This is a genomic window from Roseococcus pinisoli (genome assembly GCF_018413645.1).
In the GTDB taxonomy this organism is placed as follows: Bacteria; Pseudomonadota; Alphaproteobacteria; order Acetobacterales; family Acetobacteraceae; genus Roseococcus; species Roseococcus pinisoli.
This window is the reverse complement of sequence record NZ_JAHCDA010000001.1, coordinates 1,606,993-1,632,441: the sequence shown is the minus strand read 5'-3', so window position 1 is coordinate 1,632,441 and position 25,449 is coordinate 1,606,993. Positions and strand designations below refer to the sequence as shown.

Here is a 25,449-nt window from a genome sequence, read left to right as displayed (position 1 = left end):
GGAGATGGATTTCATGGAAACCGAACAATCGACGCTGCAGGGCATCTGGCTGCCGCTCGTCACGCCCTTCCGCGACGGCGCGCTCGACGAAACCTCTCTGCGTCGGATGCTGCGGCACTATGCCGCGGAACCGATCGACGGCCTGATCCTGGCCGCCACGACCGGCGAGGGCATGACCCTGGACGAGGCCGAGGTCGAACGCCTCGTCGCCGTCTCGGCGGAGGAGTTGGCGCGCATTGGGCGGCCCCTGCCGATCTTCCTCGGCATCTCCGGCAGCTACACGCGCCAGGTCGCAGCGGAACTGGCCCACACGGCCTCCTGGCCGATCCAGGGCTACCTGATCACCTGCCCCTACTACACGCGCCCCTCCCAGGAGGGGCTGCGGCGCCATTTCTCGGCGCTGGCAGAGGCCACGGACAAGCCGATCCTGATCTACAACATCCCCTACCGGACCGGCGTGAACCTCCGGAACGAGGCGATGCTGGAACTGGCGCGGCATCCCCGGATCATCGGCGTGAAGGACTGCTCGGCCGACCCGGCGCAATCCTTCGACCTGACGTGCCGCAGGCCCTCCGGTTTCGCCGTGCTGACGGGCGAGGATCCGTTCTTCTATTCCGCCCTGACCCAGGGCGCCGATGGCGGCATCCTGGCCTCCGCCCATGTCCGGACGCGCGATTTCGCCGACGTCCGGGAGAAGCTGCTATGCGGCGACCAGCCCGGCGCGCTGGCCGATTGGCGGCGGCTGGCCGACCTTCCGCCGCTGCTCTTCGCGGAGCCGAGCCCGGCCCCGATCAAGCATTGGCTCTGGCGTGCCGGGCTCATCGACAGCCCCGAGGTGCGGTTGCCGATGACGGAGGTGAGCGAAGGGCTTGCGGCGCGGATCGACCGGGAGATCGAACGCATCCGGTAGCGCGATCAGCCCAATGGCGGCCGATCCTCGACAAGCGTTGTGTATTGAAGGACGTCAGGGGCGAACCGGCCCGGATCAGTCCGGCGGCCAGCTGAAACTGGCCGCCTAACTCCGGATGGCGCCACCCGCGACCACCCGCCCATCCTGGTACAGAACCGCCGCCTGCCCCGGCGCCGCGATGCCCGGCGCATCCGGCGTGAGCACCAACTCCGCGCCGTCCCATTCCGCCGTCATCCCCGCCGGGCGCTCACGCCCGCGCAGCTTCGCCTCGCAGCGGAAGGCGCCCTGCGGCGGATCGATCAGCCAGTTCACGTCGCCCACGCGGATGCGCGTCTGCGCCAGCTTCTCGCGATGCGCGACCACCACGCGGCGGCGCTTGGCATCCAGCTCGGCCACATAGAGCGGCGCCTCGTCCTCGCGCCGGGAGAGGCCCAGCCCGCGCCCCTGCCCCACCGTGTAGCGCGCCAGCCCGCGATGCGTGCCCAGGACATTTCCCGCAACGTCCACGATCTCACCCGGCTCCAGCGCCTCGGGCCGGAATTTTCCCACCACGTCGGAATAGGTCCCGGTGGGCACGAAACAGATGTCCTGGCTGTCGGGCTTTTCCGCCACCGCCACGCCGAGCCGCACGGCCTCGGCCCGCACCTCGGCCTTGGTGGCGTAGCCGCCGAGCGGGAAGAGCGTCTTCGCCAGCTGCGCGCGCGTCGTCTGCGCCAGGAAGTAGGACTGGTCGCGCACCGGATCCACGGCCTGGTGCAGTTCCGGCCCGTCCGGCCCGTCGAGGCGGCGCGCGTAATGGCCCGTGGCCAGCGCCTCGCAGCCGAGGTCGGCGGCCAACTCCGTCAGGTCGTGGAACTTCACCGTCTGGTTGCAGCGGATGCAGGGGATGGGCGTCTCGCCGCGCGCGTAGCTGTCGGCGAAGTCCTGGATCACGGCCTCGCGGAAGCGCTGCTCGCGGTCCAGCACATAATGCGGGATGCCCAGGTTTTCCGCCACGTTGCGCGCGTCGTGGATGTCCTGACCGGCGCAGCAGGCGCCCTTCTTCTGGACGGCGGCGCCATGGTCGTAGAGCTGCAGCGTGGCGCCGACGACCTCATGCCCCTGCTCGTGCAGCAGCGCGGCGACGACCGACGAGTCCACGCCGCCGGACATGGCGACAAGAATTTTCATGCCCTCAAACGCCGGGCGGCGGCTCCGCCGCCTTGGCTTCGCCGCGCTGCAGAAGCGCCCAGCCCGAAGGTCGAGTGGGCGGCGCCGGCCGCCATGCGGCCGGATACGGCGAGCGCGGCGCTAGCCATTCCCGATCTTGTCCGCGCGGCACGCATCCAGCCCCTGCTGCCAGAAGCGCTGTTCCAGCCGCGCGGCCATGGAGAAGTCGCGCAGCAGGGTTTGGAAGCGCGCCTCGCCGCCATGGCTGCGGCCCAGCGCATCGATGCGCTTCGCCGCGCCCTCGGCCAGCGCCTGGTAGCCGTCGCCGCCATAGGTCTCGATCCAGGACTGGTAGGGGTTGCCCTCCACCAGGCGGTTGGAATCGGCCAGGATGCGTCGCGCCACCTCGCCGTAGCCCACGGTGCAGGGCACCAGCGCGATCTCGAGGTCCAGGATGTCGCCGTGCAGGCCGCGGTCCATCACCCAGCGGGTGTAGCTGACCGTCTCCATCGTCTCGGGGATGCGCGTCACCTGCTCCTCGGTGAGCCCCCATTCCGCGCAGTACTTCAGGTGCAGCAGCGTCTCGTCGAGGATGGCGAGGACCGAGGCCGCCTTCTCGCGCATGGCGGCAAGGCTCTCGCCCTTCACGACGGCGAGCGCCTTGGCCCGCGCGAAGTGGGTCAGGAACAGGTAGTCCTGGATCAGGTAGTGCTGAAAGGCCTTCAGCGGCAGCGTGCCGGCCGAAAGCTGCTGGACGAAGGGGTGCCAGGTGTAGCCCGCCCAGTCCGCGCCCGAGGCGGCGCGCAGCTTCCGGAACAGGCCGTCCGCGGCCCCGAATTCGTCGATCCCGCGCATGAGGTCAGCGCGCCGCCGAGGGCAGCTTGACGACGAGGCCGTCGAGCTCGTCGGTGATGATGATCTGGCAGCCGAGACGGCTCGTCTCCTGCAGGTCGAAGGCGAGGTCGAGCATGTCCTCCTCGTCCTCGGTCGGCTCGGAGAGCTTGGGGAACCAGGCGCCGTCCACGATCACGTGGCAGGTGGCGCAGGCCAGGCTACCCTCGCAGGCGCCCTCGACATCGACGCCATTGCGATGCGCGATCTCGAGCACGGACAGGCCAAGCGGCGCCTCCACTTCGCGACGGGTCCCGTCACGCTCGATAAAGGTCATCTTGGGCATGGTATCGCTCTACTCCGCGGCATTCTGCTGGGCCACGAGGCCACGCCAGGCGCTCCCGATCAAGGTCGCCGCCTGCTCCGCCTCCGCGGGCGAGGTAAAGCGCCCCAGCCCCACGCGCAAGGTGGCACGGGCCTCGGCCTCTGGAATCCCCATGGCGCCGAGCACGTAGGAGGGCGCGATCTCGGCCGAGGAACAGGCCGATCCGGTGGAAAGGCAGAGGTCCGGCAGGGCGGCGAGCAGCGACTGGGCATCCACGCTGCCCGGGAAGGTCAGGTTGAGGTTGCCGGCGACGCGTGCCTCCATCGAGCCGTTCACGCGCAGGCCCGGAATGGCCGCCTTCAGCCCGTCCAGCAGGATCTGCCGCTGGCCGGCGATGCGCCCGGCATCCAGCGTGCCCTCGGCCAGGGCGATCCGGGCGGCCTCGCCGAAGCCCACGATGAGCGGGGCCGGCAGGGTGCCGCTGCGCAGCCCGCGCTCCTGCCCGCCCCCGGAAAAGAGCGGCGCCAGGCGCACGCGCGGCCGGCGGCGGACGTAAAGGGCGCCGACGCCCTTGGGCCCGTAGATCTTATGGGCCGTGACGGACATGAGGTCCGCATGGATCTCGTTCACGTCCAGCGGGATGCGGCCGGAAGCCTGGGCGGCGTCGGTGTGGAAGAGGGCGCCGGCCTCCTTCACCAGGGCGCCGATGGCGGCGAGGTCCTGGATGATGCCCGTCTCGTTGTTCACGGCCATGACGGAGACGAGGAGGGTCGGCGTCTGCAGCGCCGCGCGCAGCACCTCGAGATCGAGCAGGCCGTCCGGGCGCACGGGCAGGATGACCGGCTCGAAGCCCTCGGCACCCAGGTCGCGGACGGATTCCAGCACGCATTTGTGCTCGGTCGCCAAGGTGATGACGCGCCTTGGGGAGTCTTGGCCGCCTCGCGTTTCGCTGCCGGCGGAGATGCCAGCAAAGCGGGCCGCGCCCTTGATGGCGATGTTGTTGGCCTCCGTGGCGCCGGAGGTGAAGATCACCTCGCGCGGCTCGGCGCCGATCAGCTCGGCGACCTGCTCGCGGGCGGTTTCCACCGCTTCCTCGGCCGCGCGGCCGAGCGCGTGCTCGACGGAATGGGGATTGGCGAAATTCTCCTCCCACCAGGGCCGCATGGCGGCGAGGACGCGCGGATCCATCGGGGTCGTCGCGTGGTGGTCGAGATAGATGAGGCGGTTCGGGCGCATGCGGATTATGTGGCGCGGCTTGCCCGGCGTGACGAGAGGCGTGCGTACATCTCCGCATAGGCATGGAGGAAACGCGCCGGTGCCTCCTCCGGTGCATTCCATGGCAAGGAGATGCGCAGGCCGCATCCCGCATCCACCCCGAAGCCCATCGCCTCCAGCACCGGGGACGCCGCGACCTTGCCGGAGGAGCAGGCGGAGCCGGCGGAAACGCGGATGCCGGCGAGATCCAGCGCGATCACCTGCGTCTCGGCGGGGATGCCGGGCAGCACGGCCAGGCTGGTATTGGGCAGCCGCGGCGCGGTGGCGCCCGCGATCACCACCTCGGGCGCGATGCGGCGCAGCCCCGCCTCGATGGCATCGCGCAGGGCGGCGATGCGGCGGATATCGTAGGTCTCCGCCACCGCCGCGCCGAAGGCGGCGATGGCCGGCAGCGGCTCGGTCCCGCCTCGCCGCCCACGCTCCTGCCCGCCGCCGGCGATGAGGGCCGGCAGGTGCAGGCGCGGCGCCAGGATCAGCGCGCCCGCCCCCGGCACGCCGCCGAGCTTATGCGCGGAAAGGGCGATGCTGGCGGCGCCCAGGGCTTCCAGGCCTATCCGCCCGGCGGATTGCACCGCATCCACATGCAGCAGCGCCCCATGCCGGCGGCAGAGCTCCGCCACCTCGCCAAGGGGGTGCAGCACGCCGGTCTCGTTATTGGCGGCCATCAGGCAGACCAGCGCCGAGGGCCCCTCGGTCAGCAGGGCTTCCAGGGAGCCCAACGCCACCGTCCCGTCGCGCTCGACTGGCAGCAGCGTCGCGCCGGGTGCCGCGCTGCGTACCGCCGGATGCTCCGTGGCGCCGACCAGCACCCGCCTTCCGGCGGCCAGGCCATGCAGGGCCAGGGCATTGGCCTCCGTCCCGCCTGAGGTCAGGACGATGTCGCCGGGCGCCACGCCGAAGCGCGCGGCCAGGGCGGCGCGAGCCTGCTCCACAATCCGGCGTGCCGCGCGGCCGCCGCCATGGACGGAGGAGGGGTTGCCCCCCACATCAAGCGCGGCCAGCAGCGCCTCGCGCGCGGCGGGACGAAGGGCTTCCGTGGCATTGGCATCAAGGTCGAGCGCCGTCATGCCCCGCATGTCGCGGCGCGGTGGCCCCGGGTCAATTCTCGCGAGGCGCGGAATAGTTCATCGCGTGATTTTTCGGGACGATTTTCCGGCCTGACCGCCCCTTCGCGTAAGGGCGCATCGGCAAAGGTTTCGGATTTGCCTGGACGGTCATGCAATTACGGGGACCCAGCCATGCGGGCCTCCAGATGAATCCATTATGAAAACACGACAGGGCTGCGTATGATGGCTTTGCCGCGCTTGGCTACCGAGCGAGGCTCTCGAAGCGATTGTTTTCCGCGACGTTTATGTCTTTACGGCGCGGTGTCGGCAGCTCTCCGTGGGCCCCTTGGGTGATTTCTACGGAATGGAAGTCTGTAGACAGTCAGGCAGCACGTCAATGGCGTGCCCGGACGAAGCCTCGCTTGAGAATTCGAGTTCACGCGGACCGTCCCGCCGCGAATCCTTCCCCTGCGGGAAGGTTTCGCGGCGGGATGAGAAGCGACTGGCAATCCGGACGCAGTAGATGGGCCGAGACGAACGGCTGATCCCCTGCGGCCCAACCGATGAAACGGACAAAGGACACGATGCCTGAAGTCATGTTTGCCGGCCCCGACGGCCGCCTTGAAGGCCGTTACCATCACGCGAAGCGCCCGAACGCCCCCGTGGCGCTCCTGCTGCATCCGCATCCGCTCCATGGCGGGACGATGAACAACCGTGTGGTTCACAGCCTCTACGGGAAGTTCCAGTCGATGGGTTTCTCGGTGCTGCGCTTCAACTTCCGTGGCGTCGGCAAGAGCCAGGGCCGCTATGACGGCGGCATCGGCGAGATCAGCGACGCCGCGGCGGCGCTCGACTTCCTGCAGGCGATCAACCCCAGCGCCTCGATGCTGTGGGTCGCCGGCTATTCCTTCGGCTCCTATGTCGGCATGCAGCTCCTGATGCGGCGCCCGGAGATGGGCGGCTTCGTCTCGATCAGCGCGCCGGCCAGCCACTATGACTTCGGCTTCCTGGCCCCTTGTCCTTGCTCTGGCATGATCCTGCACGGCGAGGAGGATGAGCTGGTGCCGCTGAACAGCGTGCAGAAGCTTGTGGACAAGCTGAACACGCAGAAGGGTGTCGCCATCGACTTCCGCTCGATCCCGCAGGCCGGCCACGTCTATACGCCGAGCCAGGTCGAGACCATCAGCGACATGGCCGAGGATCACGTCCTCTCCGTCATGAACCGCAGCCGGATGGCCCTCGCGGCCGACTGACGAGAAGTCGTCCGCGGAATTTGGCCGGCCCGGCTCTGCCGCGGCCGGCTTTTTCTTGTCCGCCGGATGCCCGGCGGGCTTTTGCTCCGACGCATTATCTATGTGGGAAGGCGTATCCTTCCGACCCGGAAGTACCTAGTTCAAGACCTTCGGATGCGCTCCACGCCGCGTGGAAAGCAGGAGGGACACGATGCTGAACTGCACCCCGGAAGAGGCCGCTCCGTCGGCCCATATCGGCTGCCTTTGCCACCGCCCCGAGATCCGCAGCCTGACACGGCGCCTGGGCCGCGAGATGTCCCGCCGCGGCTTCGTCGCCGCCTCGGTCTCGGCCGCTGCCCTCCCTGCCCTGGCGCAGACCGCCCCGCGCCCGATCGTCTTCACGAATTTCCGCCTCTTCGACGGCAACGCGGCCAGCCTGCGCGACGGGCTCCGGCTGCGGGTCGAAGGCGGGCGCATCGCCGCGCTTGCCTCCGGCAGCCCCGCTCCGCCCGAGGGCGCACAGCTCATCGACTGCGGCGGGCGCACGCTGATGCCCGGCCTGATCGATGCGCATTGGCATTCCCTCTTCGCCGCCATCCCCCTGCCCGCGCTGCTGACCGCGGATATCGGCTACATCCAGCTCGTCGCCGCGGCCGAGGCCGAGCGCACGCTGATGCGCGGCTTCACCACCGTGCGCGACGCCGGCGGCCCCTCCTTCGCGCTGAAGCAGGCCATCGACGAGGGGCTGGTCCCCGGCCCGCGCATCTACCCCTCCGGCGCGATGATCACCGCCTCCGGCGGCCATGGCGATTTCCGCCCCCTCTCCGATTTCCCGAGCGCCGGCGGCGGAACGACCGCGACCGAGCGCACGGGCGCCCTCGGCATCGCCGATGGCCCGGACGAGATGCGCCGTCGCGTGCGCGAGCAGCTGCTGCAGGGCGCCTCGCAGATCAAGCTGACCGGCAGCGGCGGCGTCTCCACGCCGCGCAGCCCGCTCGACGCCCTCACCCTCACCGAGGCCGAGATCCGCTCGGCGGTGGAGGCCGCGGCTGACTGGGGGACCTATGTGATGGTCCACGCCTATACCCCGGCCTCCGTCACCCGTGCCCTCGACGCGGGCGTCCGTTGCATCGAGCACGGCCACCTCATGGACGAGGCCACCGCGGCGCGCCTGGCCGAGAAGGGCGCCTGGCTCAGCACCCAGCCCTTTGGCGACGGCACCTCGATTCCCCAGAGCGAACAGGGCGCGCGCGACGCGGAGCGGGTGCATGCGGGCACCGACCGTATCTACGCGCTGGCGAAGCGCCTCGGCATCAAGACCGCCTTCGGCACCGACCTGCTCTTCTCGGCCGCCCTGACGCCCCAGCAGGGCATGATGCTCACCCGCCTGACGCGCTGGTACTCACCCGCCGAGGCCCTACGCATGGCCACCGCCACCAATGGCGAGCTGATGGCGCTGTCGGGCGATCGCAACCCCTACCAGGGGAAGCTGGGCGTGATCGAGGAAGGCGCGCTGGCCGACCTGCTGCTCGTGGACGGCAACCCGCTGGAGAACCTCTCGCTGATCGCGGACCCGGCGCGGAACCTGCGGGTCATCATGAAGGACGGGCGGATCCACAAGAACACGCTGGCCGCCTAGCCGGCGCCCGGAATTCCGCGCGGCGGCGCTTGGATCGTCATGGAAATGAAAATATCCTCCGCGCTCCTCGGAGGAATTTCCATGATCGCCCGCCGTTCCCTGCTCGCCGCGCCCGGCCTGCTGGCCACGCCCGCCCTCGCCCAGGGGGAATGGCGCCCGGACAAGTCGCTCACCATGATCGTGGCCTTCGCGGCCGGCGGCGGCACGGATGCGGCGGCCCGCACCATCGCGCGCTTCATGGAGAAGGACCTCGGCCAGCCCGTGGTGGTGCTGAACCGGCCCGGCGCCGGCGGCGAGATCGGCTTCACCGAGCTGGCCCGCGCCCGGCCCGATGGCCTGACCATCGGCTTCATCAACACCCCGCATATCGTGACCCTGCCGATGGAGCGCCGCACGCGCTTCCGGCTCGAGGACTTCTCGCTGATCGGCAATATCGTGGACGATCCGGGCGGGCTCTGGGTCCGCGCCGATTCCGAGATCCGCGACTTCGCGGCGCTCCTGGCCGCAGCCCGTGCCCGGCCGGGCGCCATCGGCTACGGCACCACCGGCGTCGGCTCGGACGACCACCTCGCCATGATGGCGCTGGAGCGTGCCTCGGGCACGAGCTTCCTGCACGTGCCCTTCGGCGGCAGCGCCCAGGTGAAGCAGAACCTCATCTCGCGCGCGATCCCGCTGGCGGTGATGAACGTGGCGGAAGGCGTCAACGAGGTCCGTCAGGGCGTGCTGCGGCCGCTCGCGCAGATGGGCGCCACGCGCTGGGAGCCGCTGGGCGACGTGCCCACGCTCAAGGAGCTGGGCTTCGACGTGGTGGAGGGCTCGATGCGCGGCATGGCGGCGCCCGCCGGCCTGCCGCCCGAGATCCTGGCGCGCCTCTCGCTCTCCATCCGCCGCACCGTGGACGATCCGGACTTCAAGGCCAGCGCGACGCAGCAGAACCTGCCGCTGCGCTTCCTCGGCCCGGCGGAATACCTGGCCGAGCTGCGCGGCCTGCAGCGGAACTACCAGTCGCTCTGGGACCAGCATCCCTGGCGGGAATAGGCTCGGTGGGGGGAATGGACGTCACGCGGCCTTCGCGATGAAACTGCGCGCATGCCCGATATGATCACCGTTCCCTCAGACCTCCTGCATCGCCAGATCACGGAGGTCTTCGCCAGCTGGGGCATGTCCCCCGAGCACGCCGCGACCGCGGCCACCGTCATGGTCGAGACCGACCTCTCCGGCGTAGACTCCCACGGCATCGGCATGCTGCCGACCTACCAGAAGCTCTTCGCCGAGGGCCGGCTGGAGCCGAAGGCGGTGCCCGCCGTGGTCCGCGACCATGGCCCGGCCGTGCTCATCGACGCCAATAAGGGGATCGGCCACGTCGCCTCCCACCAGGCCATGCGCGCCGCCATGGACAAGGCGAAGCAGCACGGCATCGGCGTGGCCGGCGTCACCGGCTCGAACCACTACGGCGCCGCCGGCTGGTACGCCCGCATGGCGGCCGAGGAAGGCCTGGTCGCCATCTCGCTGACCAATGTGGTCAATCCCTTCCTGGTCCCGGTCCGCGGCACCGAACGCGCCCTCGGCACCAACCCCATCGCTTTCGCAGCACCGACCACCGATCCCGAGCGCCCGGTGCTGCTCGACATGGCGACCACCACCGTTGCCTACGGCAAGGTCAATATCGCCCGCCGCGCCGACAAGCCGCTGCCCGCGGGCTGGGCCATCAACGGCGAGGGCGGGGCCGAGACGGACAGCCACAAGGCCTTCGAGTCACGCCGCCTCGCCCCGCTCGGCGGCACGCGGGAGCTCGGCGCCCATAAGGGCTACGGCCTGGCCCTGATGGTCGAGATCCTCTGCGCCACGCTGACCGGCGCCCGCATCAGCGACCTCGCCACCGGGCATTTCTTCCTGGTGCTGGATCCCTCCGCCTTCCGGGATCGCGCCGATTTCGAGGCGGACATGGCAGAGCTCCTCGGCCGCATGCGCGGCAATGCCCCGGTGGATCCGGCCGCACCCGTCCTGATCCCCGGCGATCCCGAGCATGAATCGGTGACCCGCCGCCGGCAGGAGGGCATCCCGGTGGTGTCGACGCTGGTGGAGGAAGTGCGCACCGTCTGCGCTGCCAGCGGAGCCAGCTTCCTGCTCGCCGGCTGAGGCGTATCCGGGGCCTGTCCTGGGACAGGCCCCCCTTCCCGGATCAGGCGACGCCGCTCGTCCGCAGCAGGACGTGGGGGCCGAGCTCCTCGAGCGTGTTGACGCCGAGCAGCGCCATGTCGCGGTCCAGCTCGCCCTTCATCAGGCTGATGGCGTGGCTGATGCCCTCCTCGCCCGCCACGGCGGCGGCGTGCAGCATCGGCCGGCCGAAGAAGCAGAAATCCGCGCCGAGCGAGAGCGCCTTCAGCACATCCGTCCCACGCCGCAGCCCGCCATCCAGCATCACCGTCATGTTGCCCGAGGCAGCGGCGATCTCCGGCAGGACGCGCAGCGTGCCCGCCGTGCCGTCGAGCTGGCGGCCGCCATGGTTGGAGACGACGATGCCGTCCGCGCCCTCGGCCTCCGAGCGGCGGGCATCGTCGGGGTGCATCACGCCCTTCACGATCAGCCGGCCCTTCCAGCGGCGGCGGATGAGTGCCAGGTGCTCCCAGTTCAGGTGGTCGCGGGCGGTGAAGTCGCGCAGCACGTTGCGGGCGAGAATGGGCGCGCCGCGCTCGGCGAAGCTGTTCTCGAAATGCGGCATGCCGTGCTTGAGCCAGGTGTACATGAAGGACCCGAAGGTCCAGCGCGGATGCAGCATCCCGTCCCAGGCCAGGCGCAGCGAGGGCTTGAGCGGCGTGGAGAAGCCGTTGCGCACGTTGTTCTCGCGGCTCGGCAGCACGGCCGTGTCCACCGTCAGCAGCAGGGTCTCGAAGCCCGCCGCGGCCACGCGGTCCACCAGCGCCTCGACCCGCGTGGAATTGCCCGGGAGATAGGCCTGGAACCAGGCGTCGGGATTGGCCGCGATGACCTCCTCCATCCGGATCAGTGAGGAGCCGGAAAGGATATAAGGAATATTCGCGGCCTTGGCGGCCTTGGCGAGGGCGATGTCGCCCCGGTAGGCGACGAGCGCCGCCATGCCCATGGGCGCGATGCCGAAGGGCGCGGCCCATTCGCGACCGAAGATGGTCCGCTTGTAACTGCGCGGCGAGACGTCCCGCAGCACGCGCGGCAGGAAGTGGAACTCGGAATAGGCCTTGGCGCTATCCTCCAGGGCCGCGTTGCGCTCGGTGGCGCCGGCGATGTAGCCGAAGATCGGCCGCGGCAGGCGGCGGCGGGACAGCTCCTCGAAATCGTCGAGACAGAGGGCGCGTTGGGCGATGTCACTCATGGCGCCCGACTGTAACGTCTGGACGAATCAGCGCCAGACGGTCGCGGCTCATTTTGCGCGCCCGGCCCCTCGATAGGGTCGAGGCCCTGGGTTCAGGGCTGGTGGTGCGCGATCCAGTGTCGCGCGATCTCCTCGCGCCGGCAGACCCAGACCTGCGGTTGCGTCTTCAGCCAGTCCAGCAGCTTCGCGAGCCCCGCCGCGCGGCCGGGATGGCCGATGATGCGGTTGTGCAGCCCCACGCTCAGCATGCGCCCGCCCGGCTCGGCCAGCATCAGCTCCACCGCGCCCTTGATGTACTGGAAAAACTCCTCGCCCGCCGTCAGCGCCGCGCGCTGGAAGCGGATGTCGTTATGCGCGAGGTTGTAGGGCAGGACGAGGCGCGGCTGGCCGGCGAGGTCGGTCCAGTAGGGCAGCTCGTCGTCATAGGCGTCGCTGTCGTAGAGGTAGCCGGCCTCGGCCAGCAGCCGCCGCGTGTTCAGGGACGGCGCGTAGCGCGTGTACCAGCCGAGCGGCGGCTTGCCGATCAGCTTCGCGATGAGGGCGGTGGCGTCGGCGATGCGCTGGCGCTCCTGCGCCTCCTCCATGCCGATGTGCATCTCCCACTTCCAGCCATGGGCGCAGACGTCCCATCCGGCCTCGCGGATGGCCGCCACGGCCTGGGGCGTGCGCTCCAGCGATCGGGCCACGGCGAAGACGGTGCAGGGCAGGCCGCGCTCGGTGAAGAGGCGGTGGAGGCGCCAGAAGCCCACGCGGCTGCCGTACTGGAACATGCTCTCGGCGCCGAGGTCGCGGCCCTTCACGGGCGCGGTGCTGCCTTCGGTCAGCGCGTTCTCGGTGCGCGGGTCGCCGTCGGGCACGCTCTCCTCGCCGCCCTCCTCGTGGTTGATCACGAAGTTCAGCGCGAGCTTCGCGCCGTTCGGCCAGCGCGGGTCCGGCGGGTTGCGGCCGTAGCCTTCGAAATCGCGCATCAGACCTCCGATCCCGGCACGAGGCCGCGCGGCAGCCCTGCCACGTATTCCGCCAGCTCGCCCGGCCGCGTCACCCAGAGCTTATCGCGATGCGCCATGATGTGGCGCAGCGCCTGCCGCAGCGGCTTCAGCCGATGCGGCTGCCCGACGATGAAGGGATGCAGCACCACGCTGCAGACCAGCGGCCGCTTCTCCGACTGGCGCAGCAGCTCGTCGAACTGGTCGATGATCATCTCGGCGAATTCGCGCGCGCTGTGCTGGCGGGCGATCAGCGCCGGGCTGTCATTGATCTCGACCGAATAAGGCACCGAGAGGATCGGCCCCGCCCGCGTCGCCATCCAGAAGGGCTGGTCGTCGGCCGGCCAGTCCATGACATAGGCGAAGCCGGATTCCCGCAGCAGGTCGAGCGTCACGTTGCTCTGGGCGATATAGGGACCGAGCCAGCCTAGCGGCGGCTTGCCGGCATGGCGCGCCAGGATGTCGCGGCTCTCCACGATCAACCGGCGCTCATCCTCCTCCCAGAGGATATCCTGCCGTTCGGAATTGCTGCGGCCATGGCCGATGAACTCGTCGGCGCGGGCGCGCAGCGCGGGGCCGATCTCGGGGCAGGCCTCCAGCGCCGCGCTGTTGATGTTGTGCGCCGAGGGGATCTCCAGCTCGTCCAGCGTGTCGAGCAGGTTCCACAGGCCCACGCGGTTGCCGTAGTCGCGCCAGGCGTAGCTGCGCTGGTTCTGCACGGGGTTGAGGCCCGTGCTGTCCGAGCCCATCCCCGCCCGATAGGCGAAGTGCTCGATGTTGTTGACCACGAGCACGGCCAGGCGCTTGCCCCCCGGCCATTCGTAGGTTGGCCGGGTGGGGATCGCGCTATGCGCGTAGCGGGCATGGGCGGGGAGCTTCATGGCGCGATGCTGGCCCGCGACGGCGCGCGGTTCAACCGCCCTATTCGATCCGCACGCCCGAGGCGCGGACCACGGGCGTCCAGCGCTCGTATTCCTCACGCACGAAGCGGTCGGTCGTGGCGGCGTCCATCCAGATTGGCTCGCTGCCGAGATCGGCGAGGCGGGCTCGCATCTGCGGCGTCTCCATGATCTCCTTCGAGAGGTTGGACATGCGCTGGACGATCGCGTCGGGCGTGCTCTTCGGCGCGAAGAGCCCCGTCCAGGACCGCACGGCATAATCCGGCACGCCGCCCTCGGAGACGGTGGGGAGATCCGGGCGCAGGCTCACGCGCTGCCCGGTGCAGACGGCGATGACCTTCACGCGCCCCGCCTCGGCCGGGGGGATCACCGTCGGCAGGTTCATGAAGGCGAGCTTGATGGTGCCGCCGATGAGGTCCGCCAGCACGGGCCCGCCGCCGCGATAGGGGACATGCGTCATGTCGAGCCCCGTGCGCATCCGGAAGAGCTCGCCGGCCAGGTGGTTGGAGGAGCCGACGCCCGAGGAGCCGAAGCTCATGCCGCCCGGCGTCGCCCGGATATGGGCGATCAGCTCCGGGATGTTCTGCGCGGGCACGGAGGGGTGCACCGCGACGACATTGGGTACGTCCACCCACATGGCCATGCCATGGAAGGCCTCCCGCACGTCGTAGCCGAGGTCGCCCGAGATCAGCGGATAGAAGACATGGTTGGAGGCGGAGGAGACGAAGAGCGCATGCCCGTCCGGCCGCGCCCGCATCGCCTGCCCCATGCCGACCGAGCCGCCGCCGCCCGGCTTGTTGTCAATCAGGAAGGGATGGCCGGTCCGCGCCTCCAGCCCCGGCGAAAAGAGGCGCGCCACGACGTCGTTGGAGCCGCCGGGCGCCCAGGGCACCAGCATGGTGACGGCGCGGGAGGGCCAGTTCTCCTGCGCGGAAGCCGCCCGCGGCGCGAGGCCGGGGGCAAGCAGGGCCGGGGCAGCCAGCAGGGCGCGACGTTTCATGGATTTGTTTCCTCAGCTTCTTTCGACAGGCGGCCGGAAGCTGCCCTCGGGCGCCTCCGGCAGAAGGTCGGAAGGATCATACCAAGGCGCCGCGTCCGATCGCCAGATGTGACCCACGGGCCGCTCGGTCACCGGCGTGTCCAGGCAGCCGAGGCGCAGGAGGACCTGATCCTTCGCAACCCGCTCCGCGAAGACCTGCGACCCGCAGCTGCGGCAGAAGCGCCGGAACTTGCCGGGCGAAGATTCGTACTCGCCGAGGTTTTCCGCCCCGCGCACCCAGCGGAAGGCGTCGCGCGGCACCGGCATCACGCTGGAAAAGGCGGCGCCATGCGCCTTGCGGCAGGTCCGGCAGTGGCAATGGATGACGGGGCCGGGCGGCGCCTCCACCTCATAGGCGACGGCACCGCAAAGGCAGCTTCCCGTGAGCATCGGCATTCCCCTTCCCTGTCGGGGATCAGCCTGGGCGAAGGGCGTCGCGATGCCCAGGGGGCCGCTGAAGCCTGGGCTGCGCAAGCGCATGGCGGATTCTTCCCACCACGGTTAAGCTTTCGCCATCGAAGCAGATTGAGAGACCAGATGCGCGCGACCTGCCTGACCGTGCTGACTGCGGCTTCCGCGCTGCTGGGGGCCTGCGCCTCCCAGGAAATCCGCTCGGGCGGCGGCGACACCTTCCTGCTGCAGACGACCGGGCTGAACGGCTCGCGCGCCGTCGAACGCGGCCTCGTCGATGCCCGCGACTTCTGCGCCGCCCAGGGCCGCGACTTCCTGGTGCAGGACCGCCGCGTGGGCTCCGGCCGCTATCAGCTCCAGTTCCGCTGCACCGCACCCTTCGGGATGGCCGCGGCCAACGGCGTCGACCCCCTTCTCGCCGCGGCAGCCCGGCCGGTCGTGCGCGAGCCCGCGGAGCTGGCCGCGCGCCGCCGTTCCCGCCCTTCCGCGGCCCCCGAGCAGGCTTCGACCGAACCTGCGCGGCCGCGCCGGGCGCGTGCGCCCCGGACCAGCGAGCCCGTCGCCGAGAATGCGCCGCTGGAGCCCCTGCCCGCCTATCCCACGCTGCCGGCCCGCTTCGCCCGGCCCGCGCCGGAGCCGCAGGGCCTGCCGCCCGTCTCCACCACGCCGCTGTTCAATCCGCGCGGGGCGAGCTTCCCGCCACCGGCCCCCACCGTGACCTCGGCGCCCGCGCGACAGGTCTACGGCGGCGGGCAGGTCTTCGCGCCGGTGACGCGCACCGACGTCCCTCGCGCCGCGTTGAATGACGGGCTGCCGCCGATCGCGGCCCAGCCGAGCACCCCGCCCGAGGGTTTCTTCAGCGGCCGCAGCCGCTGAAGAAACAGTCCCGGCCGATCAGTCGTAGACCTGGCTGAGCGTCTCGGCGACGAGGCAGGGCCGCGGGCTGCCCTCCAGCTCCATCTCGTTCTCCACCGTCAGGCGGACGCCGCCCTGGATGGGGTCGCAGGCCTTCAGCGTGGAATGCAGCCGCACGCGCGAGCCGGCGGGCACCATGGCCGTGAAGCGCACCTTGTTGGTGCCGTAGTTGATGGCGCGCGACCGCTGCTTGATCCCGTAGATCGTCGGCCCCAGGCGCGGCAGCAGCGAGAGCGTCAGGAAGCCATGGGCGATGGTCTTGCCGCCCGGCATCTCCTTCTTCGCGCGCTCCACGTCGATATGGATCCACTGGTGGTCGCCCGTGGCCTCGGCGAAGAGGTCGATGGTCTTCTGGTCGACGGTGAACCAGTCGCTGGTGCCGAGCTTCTTGCCGACCCACTCGGCCATGTCGGCGGGCTTCTCGATTTCGAGCATGTCGTTCCTCCCGGATTCTATCCGGGAAGCTTGCCGCGCAAGACCGGGAAGGACCAGCCCTCCCGGCGGCAGCCTTCACCCCTCGAGCCCGACCAGGCTGCGCGCGAAGTCCCGCGCCTCGAAGGGGCGCATGTCGGCCGCCTTCTCGCCCACACCCACGGCATGGACCGGCAGGCCGAATTCCTGCGCCAGCGCCACCACCACGCCGCCCTTGGCCGAGCCGTCGAGCTTCGTCACCACGAGGCCGGTGATATCCACCATCTCCTTGAAGACCTTCACCTGGCTGACGGCGTTCTGGCCCGTGGTGGCATCCAGCACCAGCAGCGTGGTGTGCGGCACGGCGTCGTCGCCGCGCTTGAGCACGCGCACGACCTTGCGCAGCTCCTCCATCAGCGCGGTCTTGTTGTGCAGGCGGCCGGCGGTGTCGACGAGGAGCACGTCGATCCCCGCCTCCTTCGCGCCCTTCAGCCCGTCGAAGGCGAGGCCGGCGGCATCGGCGCCCATCTTGGCCGGCGCCACGACATGCGCACCCGTGCGCTCGCCCCAGATCTGCAGCTGCTCCACCGCCGCGGCGCGGAAGGTATCGCCGGCGACCATCCAGACCTTGAGGCCCTGGGCGCGGTACTGCTCGGCCAGCTTGGCGATGGTGGTGGTCTTGCCGGTGCCGTTCACGCCGACGACCAGCACGACATGCGGCGCGTGCCCGGCATGGATGGTCAGGGGCCGGGCGACGGGGGCGAGGATGGCGGCGATCTCGTCCGCCAGTGCCGTCTTCACCTCCTCGTCCGTGACCTCCCGGCCGAACTTCGTGCGCCGGAAACCCTCCACGATGCGGCCGGCGGCCGCGACGCCAAGATCGGCGCCGATCAGCATCTCCTCCAGCTCCTCCAGCGCGGCGTCGTCCAGCTTGCGCTTGAGGAAGACGCTGCCGATGGCGTCGGTCAGCTTGGCGGTGGAGCGGGAGAGGCCGGCCTTCAGCCGGGCGAAGAACCCGGCTTTCGGCGCATCTTCCTCCGCCGCCTCGTCGGGCACCGCCGCGGGCGGCGCCTCGAAGGCGGTCTCAAGGGGCTCCGCGACAGGCGCGACGGGAAGCTCGGCCCGCGCGGGGTTGGGGATCTCCGGTTCGCGGACGGGCTCGGGCGGAATCTCCTGCGGCGGCGGCTCGCGCACCGGCTCCGGGGTCGGGGGCGGCAGCTCGGCCGGGGGCGTGGGCTCGGCGGGCGGCTCCGGCGGCGGCACGATCTCGGGCGTGGAGGGCGGCGGGATGTCGCTCGCCCGGCCGGTGAGCTTTCCCCATAGATCGCGCAGCGCCATCAGGCGGCCTCCTCGGCGATGAGCATGCGGCCGTCGCTGGCCGTGATCCGGGCGCGACGCAAGGCGCCCCTTGGTGCGGAAGAAAGGCGAACGGGCACGAAATGCCGTGTGTGCCCCATGCCTTCGGCCTCCATCAGCACCTCCTCCACCTGCCCGATGCGGGAGGCCAGGAAGCGCGAGCGCTCGGCCTCGCCGGCCTGGCGGAGCCGGGCCGCGCGCTCGCGGCGCAGCGGCATCGGCAGCTGCGGCATGCGCGCGGCGGGCGTGCCGGCGCGGGCGGAATAGGGAAAGACGTGCAGGAAGGCGAGCTGCGCCTCCGCCACCAGATCGATCATCGCGCACAGATGCTCCTCCGTCTCCGTCGGGAACCCGGCGATGAGGTCGGCCCCCAGCGCCACGTCTGGACGTAACGCGCGGGCACGGGCGGAAAGTTGCACGAGGTCGGCGCGGGAATGCCGGCGCCGCATGCGCTTCAGGATCAGGTCGTGGCCATGCTGGGCCGAGAGATGCAGCTGCGGCATCAGGCGTTCCTCCTCGGCGAAGAGGGCCCAGAAGGCCTCGTCCAGCGCCGCCGGATCGAGCGAGGAGAGGCGCAGGCGGGCCAGTTCCGGCACCTCGCGGAGGACGGCGCGGATCAGGGCTGCGAGCTCCGGATGGCTGGCCAGGTCGACCCCGGTCAGCACCACCTCGGCATGGCGCGTGGCGAGGTCGCGCACGGCGGAGACGGCCTCGGCAATGGGCATGGCCCGGGCCGGGCCACGGCCCTGGGGGATGATGCAGAAGGTGCAGGCGTGGTCGCAGCCCTGCTGGACGGCGAGAAAGGCCCGCGTCGCCCCGCCGGCCGCGATGCCGATCGGCGTCTCCCGCAGGATGGGCGCCACCTCGGCCGACCAGGCGGCCGGATCGAGCTTCTGGCCGTTGCCGATGACCCGGACGACGCCCGGCAGCCCGGCCCATTTGCCCGGCGCGATCTGGGAGGCGCAGCCGGTGACCAGGATGGGCCGCCCCGGCTGCTCGCGCGCGGCGCGGCGGATGGCCTGCCGGGCCTGGGCCTCGGCCTCGCCGGTGACAGCGCAGGTATTGACGATCAGTGCATCGGCGAAGCCGGCCCGCGCGGCGAGCGCGCGCATGGTCTCGCTCTCGGCGATATTGAGCCGGCAGCCGAAGGTCAGCGTGTCGGCGGCAGGCTCGCCCGGCCGATTCACGCCGGCGCGCCTTCGGCGCTCTGGCGATCGGACGGGATCACAGATCCAACTCGCCCGTGAAGGACGTCGCGACAGGGCCGCTCATCAGCACATGCCCGTCCTCACGCTGCTCGATGACGAGGTCCCCGCCCCCGGGGACGGTCACGGCGCAGCGGGCGTCCACCAGCCCGCGCCGGCGGGCGCTCACCACGGCGGCGCAGGCGCCCGAGCCGCAGGCCAGGGTCAGCCCCGCGCCCCGCTCCCAGACCACGAGCCGCATCTGGCTGCGCGAGAGGATCTGCGCGAAGCCGATATTGCCGCGCTCGGGCAGCAGGGGGTCGTTCTCGAGGCCGGGCCCGATGGCCGGGATGTCCAGCGCGTCGAGGTCCTCCACGAAGAAGGTCGCGTGCGGGTTGCCCATGGAGCAGCAGGCCGCGTCCGACACGCCCTCGGCCGAGAGCGGCACATGCAGCGTGTCCATCTCCCGCGCCAGGGGCACGTCCCGCCAGCCGAGCCGCGGCGGGCCCATATCCACGCGGACGCTGCCATCGGGCAGGAGGTCGGCGGCGAGCTGGCCGGCGATGGTGCGGATGGCGATGTGGCTCCGCCCCGTCTCGGCCAGGACCAGCGAGGCGGCGCAGCGCGTGCCGTTGCCGCAGGCGCCCGCCTCCGACCCATCGGAATTATGGAAGCGGATGAAGAGGTCGGCATCCGGCGCAGCCTCCAGCGTCACGAGCTGGTCGAAGCCCACGCCCTTATGGCGGTCGCCGATGAAGCGCACGGCGTCCTCGCCGAGACGGAGGGGGGTCGCACGCGCGTCGAGCACGACGAAATCGTTGCCCAGCCCATGCATCTTGCGGAACGGAACCTTCATGCGAGGGATATAGGGCACGTTCCGTCCGAGCGGAACGCGGCGGCCGCGAATCGCTGGAGTTCCAGCCCCGGATCGCTGCTGCGGTGCACAAGAGGGTTGAGACCGGGGCGTTGTGGGCCTAATTCCCCCGCATGAGAAGTTTGTCGCCCCGCTTGGCAGCTCCCCTCCTCCTGATCGCCGTCCTCGCGGGCTGCGCACCGACCTATTCCGCCGATGAATACGCCGCCCGCGCGGTCCAGCAGGCCAATCCCGTCCAGCAGGGCATCATCGCCGGCTCACGCCGCGTGGCCGTGACGGCGGACGGCTCCACCGGGGCCGCGGCCGGCGCGGCGGCAGGCGGCGCCATCGGCGGTGCGGCGGCGGCCGGCAATTCCGTGAGCACCGCTCTCGGCGCCGTCGGCGGCGCGCTGGTCGGCGGGCTGGTCGGCACCACCGCCGAGCGGACCTCGGCCAATACCAACGCCATCGAGTACATCGTCCGCAAGACCAATGGCGAGCTGATCTCCGTCACCCAGCGCGACCAGGAGGCGATCCCTCTCGGAACCCGCGTGCTGGTGATCGCCGGCGCCCAGGCCCGCATCGTGGCGGACTACACCGACAGCCAGACCGACCCCGCGCCGCAGCCGGCCCCTGCCCCGCGCCGCACAGCTGCTCCGCGTCCGGATTCCACCCCGGCGGCACCGTCCCTTGCCGGGACCGCCCCGCTTCCCGAGGCGCCCCTGTCCGAAAGTCTGCCCAACCTGGCGCCGCCCGGCCCCGGCGGCGCCGTTCCCCCCGCGCCGGGCGAGACACCGCCTGCCGCCGCCCCTGACACCGGCCTCGCTCCCATCGCCGGCACGGCTTCCGCGCCGGCGCCTGCGCCAGCCGCGCCGGAGGCCCCCGCGCCCGCCACCCCGCCTGCCCCGGCCGCTCCGGCCGCGGCTCCCGCTCCCGCCACCACGCCGGTCCTGCCGCATGCCGAGGCGATAACGCCCATCCTGGCGCCCTTGCCGGCCGCCGCGGGGGCCACCGCCGACGTGCTGGCTCCCATCGCCGGCCCCCTCGCGCCCGTGGTCCGGCCCTAAGAGGGGACGGGGCGCTTTCCTTCCCGGGGCCTCTGGACTTCGCCCGGGCACGCGTCTAAACACCCGCCTCCCGCACCGAGGCCCTGGACAGCCCGGTCGGGGAAGCTCGCCCCCGCCGCATGGTGCGGTCGCCGGGGTAGCGCCAACCCACCGACAGGAGGGCCCAATGTCCAAGATGAAGACGACCTCGAGCGCGAAGAAGCGCTTCAAGATCACGGGTACCGGCAAGGTCATGGCCGGCCCGGGCCGCAAGCGGCACATGCTCTCCAACCGCAGCCAGAAGGCCAAGCGCCAGAACCGCGGCTCCCAGGTGCTCGAGCCGCAGGATGCCAAGACGGTCATGAACTGGCTGCCGTACGGCCTGTCGCGCTAAGACCCGGGAAGGAGAAGACAAATGGCTCGTGTCAAGCGCGGCGTTACCGCCCATGCCCGCCACAAGAAGGTTTTGGACCTCGCCAAGGGTTACGTGGGGCGCAGCTCCACCACCTATCGCGCGGCCCTGCAGCGCGTCGAGAAGGCGCTCCAGTACGCCTATCGCGACCGCCGCAACAAGAAGCGCGATTTCCGCGGCCTCTGGATCCAGCGCATCAACGCCGCCGTCCGTGAGCAGGGGATGACCTATTCCCAGTTCATCGCCGGCATCAAGGCCGCGGGCATCGAGATGGACCGGAAGGTCCTCGCCGCCCTGGCCTATGACGAGCCTGCAGCGTTTGCGGCCGTCGTCGAGAAGGCCAAGGAAGCGCTCGCCCCCGCCGCCTGAACTACGGCTCCGGGTTAGCTAATCGTTTCGGAAGGGCCGCTGCGCGAAAGCGTGGGCGGCCCTTTTTCATTTTCGATGACCGCGTGATTCAGGCCTCCGGCGCCTTCGCGCCTTCGCCCATCACGCTTGGGGTAAGAGACCGATGACGGATGATCTCGCGGCCCTCGCGGCCAGCACCGAGACGGAACTCGCCGCCGCCACCGACCTGCGCGCGCTGGACGCGGTGCGCGTCAGCGTGCTGGGCAAGTCGGGCGCGCTGACGGCGCTGCTCAAGGGCCTCGGCGCCATCCCCGCCGACCAGCGCAAGGAGCGCGGCGCGGCCGTGAACGCGCTGAAGAACCAGCTGGAGGCCGCCATCGAGGCCCGCCGCGTCGTGCTCGACGCCGCCGCGCTCGACGCCCGCCTCGCCGCCGAGAAGCTCGACATGACCCTGCCGCCGCGCCCTGCGGCGCCGGGCGGGGTGGGCGGCATCCATCCGATCAACCGCACGATCGAGGAGCTGACGGCGATCTTCGGCTCCATGGGCTTCAAGGTCGTCGAAGGGCCGGACATCGAGGGCGACTGGTACAATTTCGCCGCGCTCAACATCCCCGACCATCATCCCGCACGGCAGGACCAGGACACCTTCTACCTGCCCGGCCTGGTGGACGGCCGCCGCACCGTGCTGCGCACGCAGACCAGCCCGCTGCAGATCCGCACCATGATCGGCCAGGAACCGCCGATCCGCATCATCGCGCCCGGCCGCACCTATCGCTCGGACCATGACGCCACGCATTCGCCCATGTTCCACCAGGTGGAGGGGCTGGTGATCGACCGCGGCATCACCCTCGGCCACCTCAAGGGCTGCCTGACCGACTTCCTGCGCACCTTCTTCGGCATCGCGACGCTGCCGGTGCGCTTCCGCTCCAGCTACTTCCCCTTCACCGAGCCCTCGATGGAGGTCGATATCGGCTGGAACCGGAAGACGGGCGAGCTTGGCGCCGGCACCGACTGGCTGGAGATCCTGGGCAGCGGCATGGTGCATCCGCGCGTGCTGGCCAATTGCGGGCTTGATGCGCGCGAGTGGCAGGGCTTCGCCTTCGGCATGGGCATCGAGCGCATCACCATGCTGAAACATGGCATGAGCGACCTGCGCCCCTTCTTCGAGGCCGATAGCCGCTGGCTGAGCCATTACGGCACCAGCCCGCTTTCCCCCGCCACGCTGCACGAGGGCGTGTGAGATGAAGTTCCAACTCTCCTGGCTGCGCGAGTATCTCGACACCGACGCGAGCGTCGATGAGATCGCCACCACGCTGAACGCCATCGGCATCGAGGTCGAGGGCATCGAGAACCCGGCCGCGGCGCTCTCCAGCTTCCGCGTCGCGCGCGTGATCGAGGCCGTGCAGCACCCCAATGCCGACCGCCTGCGCTCGCTGCGCGTCGATATCGGCGACGGGCGCGAATACTCCGTGGTCTGCGGCGCGCCCAATGCGCGGACGGGCCTCGTCGGCGTGGCCGCCCTGCCCGGCGACTATATCCCCGGCACCGAGGTCACGCTGAAGGTCGGCGAGATCCGCGGCGTGAAGTCCGAGGCCATGATGCTCTCCAAGCGGGAGATGGGCCTCGGCGACGACCATTCCGGCATCGTGGAGCTGCCGGAGGACGCGCCCGTCGGCGCGCGCTACGTGGACTACGCCGGGCTCGACGAGCCGATCCTCGAGATCAAGGTCACCCCCAACCGTGGCGACGCCCTGGCGATCCGCGGCGTGGCGCGCGACCTCGCCGCGGCCGGGCTCGGCACGCTGAAGCCCTGGGCCCCGCCCCCGATCGCCTCGGTCTACGAGACGCCGCTGCAATGGCGCATCGAGGACCCGCGCGCCTGCACCTGGGTGCTCGGCCGCGCGATCCGCAAGGTGAAGAACGGCCCCTCGCCGCAATGGCTGCAGGACCGGCTGACGGCGATCGGGCTGCGCCCCATCTCCGCGCTGGTGGACGTGACCAACTGGTTCACCTTCGCGCTCGGCCGCCCGCTGCACGTCTTCGACGTGGCGAAGGTGAAGGGCAGCACCCTGTCCATGCGCATGGCGCGCCCGGGCGAGGAGCTGCAGGCCCTCAACGGCAAAACCTACGCCCTGACCGAGGAGGACGGCATCATCGCCGACGCGGCCGGCGCCGAGGCGCTGGGCGGCATCATCGGCGGCGAGCCCTCCGGCTGCGACGAGACGACCACCGAGGTCTTCATCGAATGCGCCCTCTTCGACCCCGTGCGCATCGCGCTCAGCGGGCGCCGGCACAATGTCTTCACCGATGCCCGCGCGCGCTTCGAGCGCGGCGTCGACCAGGCGCTGCTGCCGGCGGCGCTGGACGCCGCCACGGCGATGATCATCGAGCTCTGCGGCGGCGAGCCCTCCACCGTCAGCGAGGCGGGCTCCGAGCCGCTGTGGCGGCGCGAGGCGACGCTGCGCTTCGAGCGGCTGTCGGGCCTCGGTGGCCTCATGCTGCCGCCGCACGAGGTCGAGGGCCGGCTGGAGCGGCTGGGCTTTGCCGTCACCGCCCGTGGCCATGACCGGCTGACCGTGGCCGTGCCGTCCTGGCGCAACGACGTCGCGGCCCACATCGTGCTCGACCAGGATCCGACGCTGGCGCCCGAGCGCGCGCGCGTCGCGGCCGAGGGCTGCGCCGCCGTCGAGGCGGAATGCGATCTGGTGGAGGAGGTGCTGCGCCTCGGCGGGCTGGATGCCGTGCCCTCGGTCTCGCTGCCCGTCTCCTCGCCGGTGCCGCTGCCCTCGCTGGGCGCGAAGCAGGTCCGCGCCGTGCTGGCCCGCCGCGTCCTGGCCTCGCGGGGGCTGCAGGATGCCGTGACCTACGGCTTCCTCGAGACGCGCGTGGCCGCGATGTTCGGCGAGACGCCGGCCTCGCTGCACCTCGAGAACCCGATTGCCTCGGATCTCGACCAGATGCGGCCCACGCCGCTCGCCTCGCTCGCGCTGGCGGCGGCGCAGAACGCCGCGCGCGGCTTCGCCGACGTGGCGCTGTCCGAGGTCGGCGGCGGCTATCGCGACACGACGCCGGCCGGGCAGCTCGCTATGGCCTGCGGGCTGCGCGCCGGCCAGACGCCGGCGAACTGGGCGATGCCCGCGCGGCCGGTCGATGCGCTGGACGCCAAGGGCGACGTGCTGGCGGTGCTGGAGGCACTGGGCGTGCCGATGGCGGCGCTGCAGGTCACGACCGATGCGCCGGGCCATTATCATCCCGGCCGCTCGGGCATGCTGCGCCAGGGGCCGAAGGTCGTGCTCGCGCAGTTCGGCCAGCTGCATCCGCGCCTCTGCGCGGCGCTGGACCTGCCCGCCGGCTCGGTGGGCTTCGAGCTCTTCCTCGATGCCATTCCCGAGCCGAAGCGCCGCAAGAAGGCCGCGCCGGAGCTCTCGGCCCTGCAGCCGCTGCGCCGCGACTTCGCCTTCCTGGTGGATGCCGACGTGCCGGCCGACAAGCTGCTGCGCGCCGTCGCGGCCTCCGAGCGCACGCTGATCACCGACGTCGTGCTCTTCGACCGCTATGCGGGCGAGCGCCTGCCGGAGGGCAAGGTCAGCCTCGCCCTGCAGGTGACGCTGCAGCCGCGCGAGAAGACGCTGACGGACCAGGAGATCGAGGCCATCGGCGCGAAGATCGTCGCGGCCGCGGCCAAGGCGACGGGCGCGACGCTGCGCGCCTGAGAAGGTGCCGGAGCGGATCGGCGTCTCCCGCAGGGATACGCCGATCCATCAGGGCTGCCGGCATCCGTGTTTTCCCGCACTGGAGCCCGGCCCCAAGGCGCCAACTAATGGGCAGCCTGA

At 70.9% G+C, this 25,449-nt stretch carries 25 protein-coding genes; 11 read left to right on the top strand and 14 right to left on the bottom strand.

Features of this window, described 5'->3' with window-relative positions:
* Positions 1-13 precede the first annotated feature (13 nt).
* Positions 14-910: a 4-hydroxy-tetrahydrodipicolinate synthase gene (gene dapA, locus KHU32_RS07990; protein WP_213669467.1), complete on the top strand. Its 897-nt coding sequence runs from the start codon at positions 14-16 to the stop codon at positions 908-910.
* Between the two features lie 105 nt (positions 911-1,015).
* On the opposite strand, the gene mnmA is transcribed toward dapA, so the two are convergent.
* The 5 genes from mnmA to KHU32_RS07965 form a co-directional block, all read right to left on the bottom strand.
* Entirely contained in the window at positions 1,016-2,080 is a 1,065-nt protein-coding gene (gene mnmA / locus KHU32_RS07985; protein WP_213669466.1) for a tRNA 2-thiouridine(34) synthase MnmA, read from the bottom strand.
* A gap of 120 nt (positions 2,081-2,200) precedes the next feature.
* Positions 2,201-2,914 carry a TenA family protein gene (locus KHU32_RS07980; protein ID WP_213669465.1) on the bottom strand — a complete coding sequence of 238 codons (714 nt, stop codon included), beginning with the start codon at positions 2,912-2,914 and terminating at the stop codon, positions 2,201-2,203.
* A 4-nt stretch (positions 2,915-2,918) separates the two neighbouring features.
* Positions 2,919-3,236, bottom strand: a complete 318-nt coding sequence (locus tag KHU32_RS07975; protein ID WP_213669464.1) for a ferredoxin family 2Fe-2S iron-sulfur cluster binding protein — start codon at positions 3,234-3,236, stop codon at positions 2,919-2,921.
* A 9-nt stretch (positions 3,237-3,245) separates the two neighbouring features.
* Positions 3,246-4,451, bottom strand: a complete 1,206-nt coding sequence (locus KHU32_RS07970) for a cysteine desulfurase family protein (protein ID WP_213669463.1) — start codon at positions 4,449-4,451, stop codon at positions 3,246-3,248.
* 5 nt (positions 4,452-4,456) lie between these two features.
* Entirely contained in the window at positions 4,457-5,557 is a 1,101-nt protein-coding gene (locus KHU32_RS07965) for a cysteine desulfurase family protein (protein WP_213669462.1), read from the bottom strand.
* 563 nt (positions 5,558-6,120) lie between these two features.
* Here KHU32_RS07965 and KHU32_RS07960 point away from each other — a divergent pair.
* From KHU32_RS07960 to KHU32_RS07945, 4 genes are all read left to right on the top strand, one after another.
* Complete coding sequence (locus KHU32_RS07960) at positions 6,121-6,789, top strand: alpha/beta hydrolase (protein ID WP_213669461.1); 669 nt, start codon at positions 6,121-6,123, stop codon at positions 6,787-6,789.
* A 190-nt stretch (positions 6,790-6,979) separates the two neighbouring features.
* Positions 6,980-8,407 carry a metal-dependent hydrolase family protein gene (locus tag KHU32_RS07955; protein ID WP_249680606.1) on the top strand — a complete coding sequence of 476 codons (1,428 nt, stop codon included), beginning with the start codon at positions 6,980-6,982 and terminating at the stop codon, positions 8,405-8,407.
* 81 nt (positions 8,408-8,488) lie between these two features.
* Positions 8,489-9,445 (top strand): tripartite tricarboxylate transporter substrate binding protein, encoded by a 957-nt coding sequence (locus KHU32_RS07950; protein WP_213669460.1) that lies wholly within the window; start codon positions 8,489-8,491, stop codon positions 9,443-9,445.
* Between the two features lie 51 nt (positions 9,446-9,496).
* A complete protein-coding gene (locus KHU32_RS07945) occupies positions 9,497-10,546 on the top strand; it encodes an Ldh family oxidoreductase (protein ID WP_213669459.1) in 1,050 nt (349 codons plus the stop codon).
* Between the two features lie 43 nt (positions 10,547-10,589).
* On the opposite strand, the gene KHU32_RS07940 is transcribed toward KHU32_RS07945, so the two are convergent.
* From KHU32_RS07940 to KHU32_RS07920, 5 genes are all read right to left on the bottom strand, one after another.
* Complete coding sequence (locus KHU32_RS07940; protein WP_213669458.1) at positions 10,590-11,756, bottom strand: alpha-hydroxy acid oxidase; 1,167 nt, start codon at positions 11,754-11,756, stop codon at positions 10,590-10,592.
* Between the two features lie 92 nt (positions 11,757-11,848).
* On the bottom strand, positions 11,849-12,724 hold the full coding sequence (locus KHU32_RS07935) for a polysaccharide deacetylase family protein (protein WP_213669457.1): 876 nt from the start codon (positions 12,722-12,724) through the stop codon (positions 11,849-11,851).
* A complete protein-coding gene (locus KHU32_RS07930) occupies positions 12,724-13,623 on the bottom strand; it encodes a polysaccharide deacetylase family protein (protein WP_213669456.1) in 900 nt (299 codons plus the stop codon). The genes KHU32_RS07935 and KHU32_RS07930 overlap by 1 nt, the downstream gene beginning before the upstream one ends.
* Positions 13,624-13,663: 40 nt before the next feature.
* Complete coding sequence (locus KHU32_RS07925) at positions 13,664-14,641, bottom strand: Bug family tripartite tricarboxylate transporter substrate binding protein (protein WP_213669455.1); 978 nt, start codon at positions 14,639-14,641, stop codon at positions 13,664-13,666.
* Positions 14,642-14,653: 12 nt separating this feature from the next.
* Positions 14,654-15,160 (bottom strand): GFA family protein, encoded by a 507-nt coding sequence (locus tag KHU32_RS07920; RefSeq protein WP_213669454.1) that lies wholly within the window; start codon positions 15,158-15,160, stop codon positions 14,654-14,656.
* Positions 15,161-15,217: 57 nt separating this feature from the next.
* Between KHU32_RS07920 and KHU32_RS07915 the strand changes: the two genes are divergently transcribed.
* Positions 15,218-15,967, top strand: a complete 750-nt coding sequence (locus KHU32_RS07915) for a hypothetical protein (protein ID WP_213669453.1) — start codon at positions 15,218-15,220, stop codon at positions 15,965-15,967.
* Positions 15,968-15,985: 18 nt separating this feature from the next.
* Here KHU32_RS07915 and KHU32_RS07910 read toward each other — a convergent pair whose 3' ends face one another.
* From KHU32_RS07910 to dapF, 4 genes are all read right to left on the bottom strand, one after another.
* Entirely contained in the window at positions 15,986-16,441 is a 456-nt protein-coding gene (locus KHU32_RS07910; RefSeq protein ID WP_213669452.1) for a MaoC family dehydratase, read from the bottom strand.
* Between the two features lie 75 nt (positions 16,442-16,516).
* On the bottom strand, positions 16,517-17,473 hold the full coding sequence (gene ftsY / locus KHU32_RS07905; protein ID WP_456315938.1) for a signal recognition particle-docking protein FtsY: 957 nt from the start codon (positions 17,471-17,473) through the stop codon (positions 16,517-16,519).
* Positions 17,474-17,754: 281 nt separating this feature from the next.
* A complete protein-coding gene (locus tag KHU32_RS07900) occupies positions 17,755-18,960 on the bottom strand; it encodes a MiaB/RimO family radical SAM methylthiotransferase (protein ID WP_347265517.1) in 1,206 nt (401 codons plus the stop codon).
* Positions 18,961-18,997: 37 nt separating this feature from the next.
* Complete coding sequence (dapF, locus tag KHU32_RS07895; RefSeq protein ID WP_213669705.1) at positions 18,998-19,813, bottom strand: diaminopimelate epimerase; 816 nt, start codon at positions 19,811-19,813, stop codon at positions 18,998-19,000.
* 152 nt (positions 19,814-19,965) lie between these two features.
* Between dapF and KHU32_RS07890 the strand changes: the two genes are divergently transcribed.
* The 5 genes from KHU32_RS07890 to pheT all read left to right on the top strand — a co-directional run bounded on the left by KHU32_RS07890 (position 19,966) and on the right by pheT (position 25,329).
* A complete protein-coding gene (locus KHU32_RS07890) occupies positions 19,966-20,877 on the top strand; it encodes a hypothetical protein (RefSeq protein ID WP_213669450.1) in 912 nt (303 codons plus the stop codon).
* Positions 20,878-21,043: 166 nt separating this feature from the next.
* Positions 21,044-21,250, top strand: coding sequence for a 50S ribosomal protein L35 (gene rpmI / locus KHU32_RS07885; protein WP_213669449.1), 207 nt, complete (start codon positions 21,044-21,046; stop codon positions 21,248-21,250).
* A 21-nt stretch (positions 21,251-21,271) separates the two neighbouring features.
* On the top strand, positions 21,272-21,637 hold the full coding sequence (gene rplT, locus KHU32_RS07880; RefSeq protein ID WP_213669448.1) for a 50S ribosomal protein L20: 366 nt from the start codon (positions 21,272-21,274) through the stop codon (positions 21,635-21,637).
* 142 nt (positions 21,638-21,779) lie between these two features.
* Entirely contained in the window at positions 21,780-22,856 is a 1,077-nt protein-coding gene (pheS, locus tag KHU32_RS07875) for a phenylalanine--tRNA ligase subunit alpha (RefSeq protein ID WP_213669447.1), read from the top strand.
* Between the two features lies 1 nt (position 22,857).
* Entirely contained in the window at positions 22,858-25,329 is a 2,472-nt protein-coding gene (gene pheT / locus KHU32_RS07870; RefSeq protein WP_213669446.1) for a phenylalanine--tRNA ligase subunit beta, read from the top strand.
* The last annotated feature ends 120 nt before the right edge of the window (positions 25,330-25,449 follow it).